This window comes from Arthrobacter sp. CDRTa11, assembly GCF_026427775.1.
GTDB lineage: Bacteria > Actinomycetota > Actinomycetes > Actinomycetales > Micrococcaceae > Arthrobacter.
On sequence record NZ_CP044532.1, the window covers coordinates 344,611 to 358,813 of the forward strand.

Sequence of the window (14,203 nt, forward strand, 5' to 3'; positions counted from 1 at the left end):
CGAAGGGCCGTTGCGCGGGCCACCGCTGCTGCAGGCTTCCAGAGGAGACATGTAGTTGACTCTACGCCCGGCCGATCCGGTGCCAGCTGGCGTGCGGGCCTGATTTCGGAGACGGGATGGTGGACGCTGAGTGACACGCGAATGGAGTTCTGAAACGCTGGTCGGCGGAGGGCCGATCGGCGGTCCGACGCCCGGAGGGAACCCTACGCATGCCATGGCTTGATGTGCTCGGCAATGACATCCACTACACCGACACCGGCCACGGCCAGCCGGTGGTCCTGCTGCACGGCCACGCCTCCGCGGCGGCGTGCTGGGAACCGATCAGCGCGGAACTGGAGCGGGACTTCCGGGTACTGGCCTACGACACCTACGACCACGGCTGGTCTTCGAACTCGCCGCCGCAGGGACCGCTGGTTGACCGGGAGGCAGAACTTGAGCATTTCATCAGTTCACTCGCCCTGGAGAACCCGATCATCGTGGGGCAGTCCATGGGCGGCATGACCACCCTGCGCTGGGCGGTCCGGCATCCCGGGGAAGCGGCGGCCCTCGTCATCTGCGGGATGGGCTGGCCGCTGGTGGTGCCGCCGCCCGGGCAACCCGGCCAGCCGGAAAAGTTCGAGGTGTTCAGCTCACTCGACGCCGACGAGCGGATCTGGCTGGGGGTGGGGAACTCCTTCACGGAGGAGTGGATCGCTGCCAACCCGCTCGACTACGCCCGCTACATCCGGGTCCGGTCCACAGCCGCCGCGATTGAAGCGGCACGCCACCCGCGCAGCCTGGAGGCAAGCCAGGGCGAGTTCCTCAGCGCGGCTTCCCAGGACGTTGACGCATTCCAGCGCGGACTGGAAGCGATCACCAGCCCGCTGCTGGTCTTCATTGGCGACGCCGAAAGGCCGCGTATCCGCCGCGGCGCGGAGCATGTGGCGGCCACGGTTCCCGGCAGCCGCCTGCTCGTTGTGGAGGACGCTGGCCACAACGCCTACTTCCAGCGGCAGGACCTTCTGGTGGAGGCGATCCGAAACGCGGCGGCCGGCACCTGACACCTGCCTAAAAAATTCGATCTACACAGACCGGTAGTGGAGGGCGCCCGGGATGCCGCCTGATTCGCCGAGGTCTTCCCCACGGGCAAAAGTGGCCCAGAGACTCCGCATAGCGTGGCCGACGGCGTTGACCTCCTCCCAGGTGGCGCCGTCGAGGAGGCCGGCTGCAGCCCAGGTCCCCTGATTGCCGAACAGCAGCGGCAGGTCGACGGTGTGGGCGGCGCGGTAGTAATTCCCCTGGGCGCCCCAGGAGATCACATAACTGTGGGCCTTGCCCCCGGCGCGCACGTGGCGCCGGGCAAACTTCCGCGCTGCCCGGCCGTACACCGCTTCGGTCACGGCCCAATTAATGGTTACGACGGCGGCGCCGCCGATGCCGGGGACGTTGCCGAGCCGGCGCACCAGGGGATTGCGGGGAAGGAAAAGCCGTGCTTCGTCGGCCGTATGCCCGATCAGCACCTCGATGTCCGGGGCTGTGGCATCCCACGCGGCCTCAATGTCGGCTTCCGGCGGCAGCGGGGGGTGCCCGTACTGGGTTCCGAACGGCATGGCCGCCATCAGGCCGAACTTCCGTGCCACCTGCGACACGCGGTCCTCAACGGCCACGACTTCCATGGCGGGGGTCTCCTCCGTGACGGCTTCGGCCGCGATGCCCATCGCATGGTTCATCTTTTCCCGCCCGCGGGAGATGCCCAGGGGTGCACTTTGGATAATGGCGCGCTGGAAAAGGGAAGGCGCGTCCGGAGACGCCATCAGGTGGGCAATCGCGTCCCCGCCGGCAGACTGCCCGAACGCCGTCACCCTTCCAGGATCACCGCCGAACGCTGAGATATTGCGCTGTACCCAACGAAACGCCTCTAGCTGGTCGAGCAGTCCCAGGTTGGCGGGCCTGCCGGAATGCGTGGCCAGAAAGCCAAACAATCCCAGCCGGTAGCTCACGGCAACCACTATGACGCGGTTCTCGGCCACCAGTACGGCCGGGTCGAAGATGGCAAGGTCCCCTGAACCGGTGGTGTAGGAACCTCCGTGGATCCAGACCATGACCGGCAGCCGTTCACCGGGAGCAATGTCGGACGGCATGGTGATGGAGAGGTTCTGGCAGTCTTCGCTGCCCGGAAGTTCGCCGTACCGCGTGCCCAGGATGTCATCGAGGAAGGGCACCGGGCCCTGCGGGCAGGCGGGTGCAAGGGAGGTGGCCACAAATGTCCCGGACCGGTCCGGCGCAGGCATCGGGGGCTCGAAGCGGCCCGCGGTGGCGTACGGGATTCCCGTTGCACGCACCACGTCGCCGTCCCGCCATCCGGTGACCGGACCGCAGGGAGGATCAAAAGAAGGCTCGGAATTCACAGGGCAACGATTCCACAGTTTGCTGATGCGCCGCTGACAAACGCGCGAACGTACAGTTGAGGCCCCCAAATCTCATGATTAAGGGGCCTCAACTGTACGTTCGCGCCAGGGTAGGGCCGGATAAACGACGACGACGGCGGTCAGCCGGCAATTGCTCCTTCACGCAGCCACGCGAGTGCCGCCTGCACGCGGAGGTTGTCCTCCGGCGCCTCTTCCAGGCCCAGTTTGACGAATACAGAGCGGAGGTGCGCTTCCACCGTCCGGCGCGAGGTGACCAAAACCTGGGCGATTCCGGCGTTGCTGCGCCCCGCCGCGAGGTGCCGAAGGACCTCGAGCTCGCGCGGCGTCAGCGCAGTCAGCCGGTGCTCGTTGGATTGCAGGAACGCGTTGATGGCCTGCAGGTCAATGGCCGTGCCGCCGTCGGCAACGTGCTGGACTGTAGCCAGGAACTCTTCGGTGTGCAGGACCCGATCCTTGAGCAGGTATCCGAAGGAGGACAGATTCCGGCGGGTCATCATCACAGCTACCGCCGGATCCACCACATGGGACAGGATGATCACCGGCAGCGACGGGTAGCGCTCACGCAGCATCAGGGCGGCGCGGGCCCCTTCATCGGTGTGGCTCGGAGGCATCCGGACATCGGCGATCAGCAGATCCGGGCGGTGCTCGACGACGGCGTCAATCAAGCCGTGTGCGTCGCCCGCCTGGGCCACTATGGTGTGGCCGGCATCCGCGAGGAGCCGGGCGATACCTTCGCGGAGAAGAACCAGGTCCTCGGCTATGACGATTCGCACGGCACCGACACCTCCACAAGGGTGCCGCTGGGCGAGCGGTCGCTGACGAGCAGGTGCCCGCCCATTGAACGGACACGCTCGGCGAGGCCGCGGAGTCCGGTGCCCGCGCGCAGATCCGCGGAGCCAACACCGTCGTCGGCCACTGTGATGCTGAGGACGCGGTCCGCCACCAGCAGTTTGACGTCCACGTAGCTCGCGTGCGCATGTTTCACGGAATTGGTGACGGCTTCTGCCACCACGAAGTAGCTCATGGCCTCGAGTTGCGGGCTGACCCGGTGCGACGGGACGGCGAGATACACCGGGATGGGCAGCGGAGCGACGAAGTCACTGAGCGCGGCATGCAGCCCACCCGAAGCCAGTTTCGCCGGAAGATTCCCCAGTGCCAGCAGGCGCAGTTCCTCGAGGACTCCGCCCATCCCGGAAACAATCTCGTCCATGGCAAGGCGCGCGTGTGCGTCGTCCACGTTCCGCGATGCCGACTGCAGGTTCAGGGCGAGCCCCAGCAGACGGCCCTGCACGCCGTCGTGCATGTCCTGGACGATCCGGGCGCGCTCCTGGGCCCTCGCACCAACCGCCCGCGCAGATTCACGTTCGGCTGCGGCCTGCCGGTAGCGCACCGCCGCTTCCAGGACAGCCGGCTCCAGGATGCGGTCGAGTTGGGGGATCGCAGCCCCTATCGATTGGGACCGCGCGGACGTGAACATGATGCAGGCGTGCGGATCTGTGGAACTGCCCAGCAGAAGGGCGTTCTTTTCCTCCCCGGGGGCGGAGACCGCAAGCCCCCCGGAATCAACCCAACCCGCCTCATCAGGGAGTTTGAGGCGGGCGGTGATGCCGGCGTCGTTCATAGCTGCCCGGAGTGCTGCTTCGATCGCCTGACCTTCGGTGCCGGACGGCACCTTGCCCCGCCGGCGCAGCTCCGCCAAGAGGTTCTCGCGGGGATCGAGCACCCTGCTGCACCACGTGGCCAACTTCAACGAGAACGGAATCAGGACAACGGCGACGGCGATTGTCACCATGGACGATTGCCACACGGACCCGGCTGTGGCGATCCCGGCGCTGGCCGCGGCAAGCGCTACGGTCAGGATGAGCGTCCCGCTGAGGACCAGCGTGATCAGCCGACGGGGGATCCCGCGCCCGGTTTCGGCCGCCACGGCACCGGCCACCAGGAACGCCGTCAGTGCGCAACTCACAGCGAACCCAACGATCAGCACGGTGAATCCTATAGAACCGCCCAGTCCGCCGAGGGAAACAGCCATCCCGCCTGCCGAGCACAGGACGATGATAAAGACCGGGACCAAGGAGGCGATGCCCGCCAGCAGCAGCCGTTGGCGGCGCTCGCCCTCAGTGGCCCGGACCAGCAACCATACGGTGACAGGCGAAACGAGGAAGCTGCCCAGCCACAGGAAGGAGCTTGGCCCCTCCGAGAACCACTGCAGGAACGAGCCGAGGGCCCAGCCGGGCGGGAGCAGAGGTTCCAGCTGGGGCATGGTCCGGGCCAGGCCGCCCACGGCGATGGACAACGATGCAAAGATCACGGAAGCCACCAGCAGGTATCGCACCAGCCAACGCGACCGTCCGGCGATGTCCTCAGCTACGACGATAGGCAGCAACTGGAGCAGCAGCAGGCAGGGGACATGCCATGACAACGCCATCACCACCAGCATGGTTCCGGACAGTGCGGTATTTCCGCCCTCCCACACCAGGACGTTGCTCAGGAACATCCAGAACGGGTAGAGGCACAGTGCGGCTCCTACACTGAACGTCAGCCACGTTAGGCGCCGATTTCCCAAGCGCCGGATCACCATAGCCGAGGCAAAAACGACGGCGGCCGCACAGATCAGCGACACGTGCGCCGGAGGAGAAAAGGCGAAAAACGGCGGGTCGATGACGGCATTCCATTGAAAAACGGCACTGACCACGCCCACCGCGAGCAGCGCTCCGGCGGCGCCGGACCACAGGAATTTCTCGGGATGGAGCGGCGTCGGGGGCATGCTCAATCCGCCGATAGCCATACCACCCATGCTGGCCCTGATCCGGCCCGGAGGGAATAGGTGCTTTCACCGATGATTCGACCGGCGGGTCGGCGTAGCTTCGGGATCATCAACCAGATCTGGCTTGGTGCCAGCGGATACAAGGAGATGATCCCGATGGCGGATAGCAAGGCTGTCAGTGAACGGACAACGGAGGCGGAAACAGGGCCCAGGCGGATGGCGGACCGCTTCGGATTCTGGCTGGGCATGGCCAACCTGGTGGTGCTTGTGCCGTTTGCCATCCTGCCGGTGACGCTGCTGAGGACGGACCACATGGCGTTCCACCTGGTCTACATCCCATGCCTCATCATTGGCCTTTGGGTGATCTGGCAACTGAGGGGCTTGGCCCCGAACCGCGCTCTTCGCGTCCTGGCCTGGATACTGCTCGCGGCGGAAGCAATAGCGCTCCTTGGGCATGCGGGCGAGCTGTTCGCTGTCATGCAGCACGGCGGCTTCGAGGCTCCTTACGAGGTATTCGAGGAGCCGGAGCACGTAATGTCCGCGCGATTCGCCCTTCCAGCCATCATGCTGAGCATCCTGACCATGATCGTCATCGACCTGACCGCGGGCATCCAGGGCATGTTCCACCGGGCGCACCGCGTGGCGCCACATGGTCGGGAGCTCCGGACATAGAGCAGGTTAAAACAACGACGGCGGGTGGCGCGGTTCCTCAGGAACTGCACCACCCGCCGTCGGACGCTAAAACGGTCGTACGTTTTGAACAGACGCTAGTGCGCTGCCGGCACGTAGCGCTTGATGGAGGCTTCCAGCTCGGCCTCGGCGGCGGCGCGGTCGCCCCAGCCCTCGGCCTTGACCCACTTGCCCGGCTCCAGGTCCTTGTAACGGGTGAAGAAGTGCTCGATTTCCTTGATCAGGAACTCGTTGACGTCGCTGACTTCCTGGATGTGGTCGAAACGGGCGTCAACCGGGACGCACAGGACCTTGGCGTCTCCGCCGCCGTCGTCGGTCATGTTGAAGACGCCGATGGGGCGGGATTCGACGATCACGCCGGGGATCAGATCGAAGTCCTGCAGGAGCACCAGTGCATCCAGCGGGTCGCCGTCTTCGCCCAGGGTGTTCTCAAAGAAACCGTAGTGCGTGGGGTACTGCATGGAGGTGAAGAGGACGCGGTCCAGGCGGACGCGTCCGGTCTCGTGGTCGACTTCGTACTTGACGCGGGATCCCTTGGGGATCTCGATGGTGACGTCGTGCTTCATGGAATGCTCCTCGGCAATTGCAGGGGGTTCGCGGCACAGGTGACGAGCAGCCAAAAGGAGTGTCGGTGCCGCCGACTACTATTGAGGATATAGCGAGAGGCCCGGGTTTCAGGAACTGGCGGGGAAATTTCAGGACTTGAGGACCAGCACCAGCATGAAAAAAACATTGCGTCCCGCAGGGCTCAGGGCGGCCTTCCCGGGCGGCGTCCCGGCCACAGCCAGGCGCATCGCCACGGGTGTGGCCGCACGTCTACGCCGCACTTGGCCGGTGGGTCTGCTCCTGGCGCTGATGGTGGCGCTGGCCGTGCCCGCTGCGCTGGTGGTTGCCCCGGGCTTTATCGGACCTGAGGCTCCCGCTGCGCGCCCCGCTGCTCCCGCCTGGCAGCAGGCTCCTGCAACGCTTTCGGCCCGGCAGGGCCTGTCGCCGCTGAACGAATCCGCACCCGTGCCAGTGCCGTCGGCCGTCGCCGCGCAGCTGGAGCCACTGTTGAAGGCCGACGGCGGCGGCACCTTCACCGGCCTGGTCCAGGATGCGCTGACCGGGCAGATCCTTTTCGACCGCGGCGGTTCGGACAACCGGATCCCCGCCTCCAACATGAAGCTGCTCACCGCCGTCGCTGCCCTGCGGGCTTTGGGGCCTGAGCACCGGTTCAGCACCACCGTCGTGGCAGGTCCGTCGGCAAACCAGGTGGTGCTCAGGGGCGGCGGCGATGTCCTCCTGGGCGCCGGCCAGTCGGACCCGGACCAGGTGATGGGCCATGCAGGGCTCGCCTCACTGGCGGCATCAACAGTGGCGGCGCTTCAGGAGAAAGGAACCACGGGGGAGGTGACGGTCCTGGTGGACGATTCCCTCTTCAACGGTCCGGCGCTGAACCCCGCATGGGAAAAAGGCGATGTTGAGGCCGGCGAGCTGGCTCCGCTTTACCCGCTGGCCATGAATTCGGCCCGCTTCAGCGCCGGCGTCACCACTGGTCCACGCCCCCAGGATTCCGCGCTCACCACAGCGGAGGCGTTCGCGGCGCAGCTTGAAGCGGCAGGTGCCACTGCGGGGATAACGGTGGCTGACGGCGTCCAACGTGTCACATCCCCGGCGGCCCCCCAGGCTTCAATCCTGGCGGAAGAGCAGTCCGCCACGGTGAGCCAGCAGGTGGACCTGATGCTGCAGACCTCGGACAACTATCTCGCGGAAGTATTGGGCAGGATGTCCGCAGTGGCAGCCGGGCAGCCCGGCAGCAACGACGCCGCCACCGCCGCGGTCCGTGCCCAGCTCGGGGAATTGGGTATCCCTACGGACAGCATGCAGCTGGCCGACGTATGCGGGCTGGCGCTGGGCAACCAGGTCTCCGCCCGCCAGTTCGCCGAGGTGGTGCGCGCCATCACCTCCGGCACGGACACCAGGCTGCGCGCGGCACTGGCCGGCTTCCCGGTGGCCGGACTAACAGGAACGCTTGATGCCCGCTATGGAGATGATTCCACTGCGCGAGGAGCCGGGCTGGTGCGGGCCAAAACGGGAACGCTGAACTCGGTGATCGCACTCAGCGGTTATGTGGTGGACGCCGACGGCCGGTTGCTGGTCTTCTCCTTTATTGGCAACGGGCTGGCTCCAGGTGCCGCCGGCAACAAGGAAGCGCTGGACCGTGCCGCCACAGCGCTCGCGGCCTGCGGCTGCCGTTAGTACCCGGTTTTTTCGAAGCAGCAGCGGCGCGGGCTGCGGCGCTGACAGGCGCTCCGGGGCGCGGCCGGCCGAAGGGATAGGATGTGCACAGCCGAGAGGAAATGGGGAGCAGTGGAACCGATCGTGGTTGAAGGCGGCAAGGGCACCGTTGCCCTCGGAGCCGATGACGTTATCCACCTGGTCTGGAAGCAAAGCGCCAAAATCGAAGCCGCCGACGCCGCGGCCGCCATGGCGGCAGTCAACCAGGCCGGTAACGGGTCTGAGTACCCCATGCTGGTGGACATGGCCACCACCGAGTCCGTGAGCCGCCAGGCGCGTGGCGTTTTTTCCATCCCGTGTGCGGCCAACCGCATTGCCCTCCTGGGGTCAAGTCCTGTTGACCGGGTTCTGGCCAACTTCTTTCTCAGCATGCACGTTCCGCCGTGTCCCACCCGCTTTTTCACGTCCAGGCCCGAAGCCATGGCCTGGCTGCTCGAGGGATCTCCGCCACGTACCTGACCCAGGCATGTGACCCGGGAATCCCTTCTGCCCCCGCTCGCCCGTCAGCGAACTTAAGGCCGATCCGGCCCCGGCTGTGATCTGATGGGAAGTATGGAGTCCACTGCACGTGATTCGTCACCGGCGTCATCCACCCCGGCCCAGGCCCTGATCAACTGGGACCTCGCCGCGTCCACGGCTGCCCGGCTTGCTTCCGCCGGCCCGGTGCTTAACTCTGCGGAAATCGGTGATGCCGTGGACAGCCTCCGGCACCTCGCTGACGCCTCCGTTCCGCACGTCCACGAGATCACGGGCCTGGAAGCTGCCAGGGACCTCCGCGATTCATCGGTCCTGGTAGTGGACCGCGCCAATTGGGCCAAGGCCAACACCCAGAGCTTCGCCGTGATGCTCAAACCGGCCATGGAAAAGATGCTGGAAACCCGCCGCGGCTCCATCAGCCCGGCGGCAGCCAGTGTAAGCGGTGCCATCACCGGCAGCCAGCTGGGCGCAGTCCTTGCCTTCCTCTCCAGCAAGGTCCTGGGCCAGTACGATCCCTTCGCGGCGCTGGCGGAGGGGTCCAACGCTCCGGCCGGCGGCCGGCTGCTGCTGGTGGCCCCCAACATCGTCTCCGTGGAGCGTGAGCTCAACGTCACGCCGGAGGACTTCCGGCTTTGGGTCTGCCTTCATGAACAGACACACCGGGTGCAGTTTGCGGCCGCTCCCTGGCTCCGGCACCACATGCTGCAGGAAATCGACAACCTCAGCGGCCACCTTCTCGGAAACGTGGACTCCCTGATGGAGCGCGCCTCCGCCGCCGCACGTTCACTGAAGGACCGGACGGCTGCCGGCAACACCCCGGGCCGCGGTGCCATCCTGGACCTGCTGCAGAACCCGGAGGAAAAGGCATCGCTGTCGCACCTGACGGCCGTGATGAGCCTGCTGGAAGGCCACGCCAACGTGGTGATGGACGCCGTTGATGCCAGCATTGTGCCGTCCGTGAAGACCATCCGGCAGCGCTTCAATGACCGTGGCAAGGACCGCGGTGTGATCGAGAAGTTCATCCGCAACCTGCTGGGCCTGGACGCCAAGATGCGTCAATATTCCGACGGCGCCAAGTTTGTCCGCGCGGTGGTGGACGTAGCAGGGATGGAAGGCTTCAACAGGGTCTGGGAATCCGCTGACCATCTCCCCACCGAGCCCGAAATCCATGACGCCAAGCTGTGGCTTGACCGGATGGGCCTCTAATTGCCCCAGCTTCCTGTTGGCCCAACCAGCGGACGACGCCGGCCTGGCCGGCTCGCTCCCGTCGTCGGCAAGGCACGCACCATGGTCCGGAGCGCCCTGGAGCAGGCCGGCTACCCGGGCCACGTTCTGGTGGCCTGCAGCGGCGGCCCGGATTCACTGGCGCTGGCTTCGGTGGCTGCCTACTTCGCCCGGCGCGGCCACGTTGACGGGCACCCCCTGACGGTCGGGGCGGTGGTGGTGGACCACCAGCTGCAGCACGGCTCGGCCCAGGTGGCTGCAGAGGCCGCGGACGTTTTGAAGGAACTGGGCCTGTCCCCGGTGGAAGTTCGGACGGTCAGCGTGGCCAGCGCCGGAATGGGGCCCGAGGCCGCTGCCAGGGCTGCCCGCCATTCCGCGTTGGAGGATGCCGCAGCTGAGCAAGGCGCTGCGGCCATCCTGCTCGGGCATACGCTGGATGACCAGGCCGAGCAGGTCCTGCTGGGCCTGGCCCGCGGCTCCGGGACCAGGTCATTGGCGGGTATGAGACCTGCCCGCGGAATCCTGCTTCGGCCTTTCCTGGGGCTCCGGCGTGCGGATACCCTCCAGATCTGTGAGGTTGAGGAACTGCAGCCTTGGCATGATCCCGGCAATGCGGATCCGGCTTTTGCCCGCTCGCGGACCCGGGTGGAGGTCCTGCCCCTCCTGGAGGAAAAGCTGGGGCCGGGGGTGGCCGAGTCGCTGGCGCGGACAGCCTCCATCCTGCAGCTGGACGCCGATTATCTTGAGGACGTGGCGGAACGCACTTTTTCGACACTCGTGGAGCGTTCGGGTACTGAACTGAGCCTTCCGGAGGAGGCGCTGGCGGACCTTGCGCCGGCCATCAGGTTCCGGGTGATCGCCAAGGCCGCCGCCGACGTCGGGGGCCAACAACCCAGCTACCAGCGCCTTCTGGCGGCTGAGGGACTGCTGCGGCGCCAAGGCTCCGCAGGTCCGGTGGAGCTCCCCGGAGGGGTGAGCGTCTTCCGGCTGTCGCTGGCCGAGTTGGATGCAGCGGGCCGCAGCGCTGCCCCCGGCAGGCAGCCCGACGGCGGCGCTCCCGTTCCCCGGGAAGGGGCCCGCTGTGGGAAGCTAGTATTCCGGTCTCACAAACCGCCCCAAAAATAGTCGCACCCCGCATCTACACAGGAGCCATTGGTGGATTCAAACGACGTCCAGGCAGACCTCAAGCACGTTCTCTACACCAAGGAACAGATCCAGCAGCGGATCACCGAGCTCGCTGCACAGATTGACAAAGACTACGAGGGCCGCGAAATCCTCATCGTGGGGGTCCTCAAGGGGGCGGTGATGGTGATGGCGGACCTCGCACGCGCGCTCCACAGCCACATCTCCATGGACTGGATGGCTGTTTCCTCCTACGGCTCCGGCACCCAGTCCTCAGGGGTTGTCCGCATCCTCAAGGACCTGGACACAGACCTCATGGGCAAGGACGTCCTGATCGTTGAAGACATCATCGACTCCGGCCTCACGCTGTCCTGGCTGAAGACCAACCTGGAGTCCCGTGGCACCGCGTCAGTGGAAATCTGCACGGCCTTCCGCAAGCCCACCGCCGCCAAGGTGGAGATTGACGTTAAGTACGTTGGCTTCGACATCCCCAACGAATTTGTGGTGGGCTACGGCCTGGACTACGCCGAGAAGTACCGCAACCTGGACTTCGTGGGCACCCTCGCACCGCACGTTTACGAGTAAGCCCCACACACGGCCCGGGTCAGCCGCCCCACATGGCCTGGTTCAGGGGAGTCACCGTCATGCTTTCGAGCCGGGCGCTTCCTCCTTCGGAAAAGACCGAGATGCTGGTGGCCCCGGCAGCTGGAAAGACCTGGTCCGTGATGGTGGTCAGTCCGTCCTGGGCGAAGAGTTCCACGGATGAACGGTCAACGTACAGGCGCAGGCGGAGCCGGCCATTGATCAGCTCAACCCGCGGGTCCTCCACTGAACTGAAGGCCGGATGGAACCCCTCGTTGCCGGAGTTGGTCCTGTCGATGGAGAGCCGTTTAGTGGACGAAGCATAGCCGATTCGGGTTGCTTCGGTTCCGTTGCCAAGGACCTTCAGGCCAAACGACGACGCCGTCCCCGGAGAGAATTCGGCGTCAACCTGGACCACGTCCCCTGTGACTGGAAGTGTGGTTGTTCCCGGCGCGATGTCCTTCGCCGGCGCCGTGTACGTGGCTGCCGTGTTCTTCAAGGCATCGGCCTGGGACACCACCTGCTGCCGCAGCCGCGGCCCCATGGACGTCTGGGTCAGTACCACTTCACGCGGCAGGGCCATGGCCCCGCGCCACGTTGTGGAGGGAGTGTCCTGGCCGTAGTCCCAGTTGTTCATCCAGCCCAGCATGATGCGCTTGCCGCCGGGAGCATTGTTGAAGGACACCGTGGCGTAGTAGTCCCTGCCCCAGTCCAGCCAATCGTGCTGCTCGAGGTGGGAGGCATCGGAGGAAACGAACTCATCCGCCAGGATGTGTCCCCAGCCTCCGCGGTTGTTGTCCACGATCTTGATGGTGGCCTGGCTGCCCTTATAGGCGCTGACGTCCCAGGCTTTCCACTCGAGGTGTTCGGAATCGTTGCCGGTGGCGGTACGGACGGTCTGACCATTGACCACCAGGTTCACGGTGGTTTCCGCGCTCCTGGGCTTCGCCGGTTCCGAACCAAGCACCATGTGGTCAAGTGTGAGATGGCCCCATGGCCCCGTTGCGTTATCCACAACCCGGATGCGGGCGATCTGGCCGTGCCAGGGGGAAACGTCCCAGTTCTGCCAGTTCAGGTCTCCTGAATTCGTTCCGGTTGCGGTACGCACCGGCACGCCGCCCACCAGCAGCTCAACCTGGAGATTCCCGTCCGTGCGGCTGCCTCCGCCCAGGAGGAATCCAATGTTGGTGTCGGTCAGGTAAAACTCGGGGGACGTGATGGCGCCGACATTGTTGTCCTGGTGCGGGCCCCCTTCGAACGTGTTGATCCGTTTCCCGATGGCGAATTCACCGCCCGACGTCGAGGGGTTCAGTGCCGCCTGGAAGTCGCCGGTGAGCTGCCAGCCGGCTTGTGTGAGCGTTCCAGGGTAGTCGAAGCCGTCGAACAGCAGATATCCCGGAGGGGCCAGGTTTCCCGGCTGCTTGCCGGGTTCCTGCGGGTGCTTTCCGCCTCCGGCCAGGAAGTTGAGGTAGTCCTTGTCCACTGTGAATGGTGCTGATTCCATGGTGCCCACGGGAGCGTCTCCGCCGTGGAAGCCGTTTACCATCCCGGCTCCGATATTGCCCGTGACCGCCATTTGTCCTTGAAGACTTCCGGCGGCGGGAGCGCTTCCCCAGGGGCCGGAACTGTTCGACGGATCGTTCTGGACGTTCCAGCCGCTGTAGCTGCCGCCGTTGAAGCCGGCAAGGACGTTGCCGGGTGGAAGCTGGCTGGCGGGATCGATATTCTCGGCGGCAAACGTTGTGCCGTTGAAGGTTCCAACGAAGTATTGTCCGCCGCTTCCGCCGGCGACGGCTCCGGGGTTGATGTTCACGGCGAGGACCCACTTGACGTTCTGCGGGTCTCCGTCGACGGCGAGGGGGAACAGATCCGGGCATTCCCACTGCCCGCCCGTCGCATTTGCCGGACCAAAGTCGTCCAGGTAGTTCCATTGCTTCAGGTCATTGCTCTTGTAGAAGAGGACCCGGTGCTCGTCCGCTTCAACCGCGGCCATCACCCAGTAGTCCGGGCCGCTCGGGTTGTCGTACCAGAAGACCTTGGGGTCGCGGAAGCCGGAGGTGTTCCTGCTGAGGACCGGGTTGTTGGCGTACTTGGTCCAGGTCTGCCCATCGTCGGTGCTGAACGCCAGTGATTGGGCTTGTTTGCCGGCGAGGGTGGGGTGGGCTGCAGTGTAATTGCTCGTGTAGATGGCCACCAGTGGCGGATTTTGGAGAGTCCCCAGTCCGCTGGTGTTCTGGGTGTCCACCACTACGGACCCGGAGAAGATTTCCTCAATAACCTGGCCGGATCCGTTGAAACTCCGCGGGATGGCGAGCGGCTGTTCCTCCCAGTGGATCAGGTCGGTGGAGGAAGCGTGGCCCCAGCTCATGTCCCCCCAGCGTGTCCCGTTGGGGTTGTACTGGTAATACATGTGGTATTTCCCGTTGTGGAAGACGAGCCCGTTCGGGTCGTTCATCCAGTTCGCTTTCGGCGTGTAGTGCAGGTACGGCCGGTATTGCTGTGTGGCCGGGTCCGGGTCGGTGGCCTGGGCGGTACTGGCGGCGACGCCGAATGAGGCGGCGGTGAGTGCCACCGCCACTCCGATCGACATCATGGCTTTGGTGCGTCTTGTCATCGTTGACAGACCTTTCGTCGGGGCTTGCGTTGCAGTACG

The 14,203-nt window shown here is 65.5% G+C and carries 12 protein-coding genes; 7 read left to right on the forward strand and 5 right to left on the reverse strand.

All coding sequences use genetic code 11. The features are described from left to right. The first annotated feature begins 209 nt into the window (after positions 1-209). Positions 210-1,040 carry an alpha/beta fold hydrolase gene (locus F8G81_RS01595; RefSeq protein ID WP_267277302.1) on the forward strand — a complete coding sequence of 277 codons (831 nt, stop codon included), beginning with the start codon at positions 210-212 and terminating at the stop codon, positions 1,038-1,040. A gap of 21 nt (positions 1,041-1,061) precedes the next feature. Here F8G81_RS01595 and F8G81_RS01600 read toward each other — a convergent pair whose 3' ends face one another. From F8G81_RS01600 to F8G81_RS01610, 3 genes are all read right to left on the reverse strand, one after another. Further along, complete coding sequence (locus F8G81_RS01600) at positions 1,062-2,387, reverse strand: carboxylesterase family protein (RefSeq protein ID WP_267277303.1); 1,326 nt, start codon at positions 2,385-2,387, stop codon at positions 1,062-1,064. A gap of 140 nt (positions 2,388-2,527) precedes the next feature. Beyond that, positions 2,528-3,181 carry a response regulator transcription factor gene (locus tag F8G81_RS01605; RefSeq protein WP_267277304.1) on the reverse strand — a complete coding sequence of 218 codons (654 nt, stop codon included), beginning with the start codon at positions 3,179-3,181 and terminating at the stop codon, positions 2,528-2,530. Beyond that, the gene (locus F8G81_RS01610) at positions 3,166-5,196 is read right to left on the reverse strand and encodes a sensor histidine kinase (protein ID WP_267277305.1); all 2,031 of its coding nucleotides are present in this window, start codon (positions 5,194-5,196) and stop codon (positions 3,166-3,168) included. Before F8G81_RS01610 ends, F8G81_RS01605 begins: the two co-directional genes overlap by 16 nt. A gap of 135 nt (positions 5,197-5,331) precedes the next feature. On the opposite strand from F8G81_RS01610, the gene F8G81_RS01615 reads away from it, so the two are divergent. Beyond that, the gene (locus F8G81_RS01615; protein ID WP_267277306.1) at positions 5,332-5,847 is read left to right on the forward strand and encodes a hypothetical protein; all 516 of its coding nucleotides are present in this window, start codon (positions 5,332-5,334) and stop codon (positions 5,845-5,847) included. A gap of 95 nt (positions 5,848-5,942) precedes the next feature. Here F8G81_RS01615 and F8G81_RS01620 read toward each other — a convergent pair whose 3' ends face one another. After that, on the reverse strand, positions 5,943-6,431 hold the full coding sequence (locus F8G81_RS01620; protein ID WP_267277307.1) for an inorganic diphosphatase: 489 nt from the start codon (positions 6,429-6,431) through the stop codon (positions 5,943-5,945). A 289-nt stretch (positions 6,432-6,720) separates the two neighbouring features. On the opposite strand from F8G81_RS01620, the gene dacB reads away from it, so the two are divergent. From dacB to hpt, 5 genes are all read left to right on the forward strand, one after another. Then, entirely contained in the window at positions 6,721-8,106 is a 1,386-nt protein-coding gene (gene dacB / locus F8G81_RS01625; RefSeq protein WP_267279365.1) for a D-alanyl-D-alanine carboxypeptidase/D-alanyl-D-alanine-endopeptidase, read from the forward strand. A gap of 111 nt (positions 8,107-8,217) precedes the next feature. Continuing rightward, complete coding sequence (locus tag F8G81_RS01630; RefSeq protein ID WP_267277308.1) at positions 8,218-8,604, forward strand: STAS/SEC14 domain-containing protein; 387 nt, start codon at positions 8,218-8,220, stop codon at positions 8,602-8,604. A gap of 93 nt (positions 8,605-8,697) precedes the next feature. After that, positions 8,698-9,828: a zinc-dependent metalloprotease gene (locus F8G81_RS01635; protein WP_267277309.1), complete on the forward strand. Its 1,131-nt coding sequence runs from the start codon at positions 8,698-8,700 to the stop codon at positions 9,826-9,828. 81 nt (positions 9,829-9,909) lie between these two features. Then, positions 9,910-10,971, forward strand: a complete 1,062-nt coding sequence (tilS, locus tag F8G81_RS01640; RefSeq protein ID WP_267279366.1) for a tRNA lysidine(34) synthetase TilS — start codon at positions 9,910-9,912, stop codon at positions 10,969-10,971. Positions 10,972-11,001: 30 nt separating this feature from the next. Next, entirely contained in the window at positions 11,002-11,553 is a 552-nt protein-coding gene (gene hpt, locus F8G81_RS01645) for a hypoxanthine phosphoribosyltransferase (RefSeq protein ID WP_009358389.1), read from the forward strand. A 19-nt stretch (positions 11,554-11,572) separates the two neighbouring features. Here hpt and F8G81_RS01650 read toward each other — a convergent pair whose 3' ends face one another. After that, entirely contained in the window at positions 11,573-14,164 is a 2,592-nt protein-coding gene (locus F8G81_RS01650; RefSeq protein WP_267277310.1) for a GH32 C-terminal domain-containing protein, read from the reverse strand. Positions 14,165-14,203: the final 39 nt, after the last annotated feature.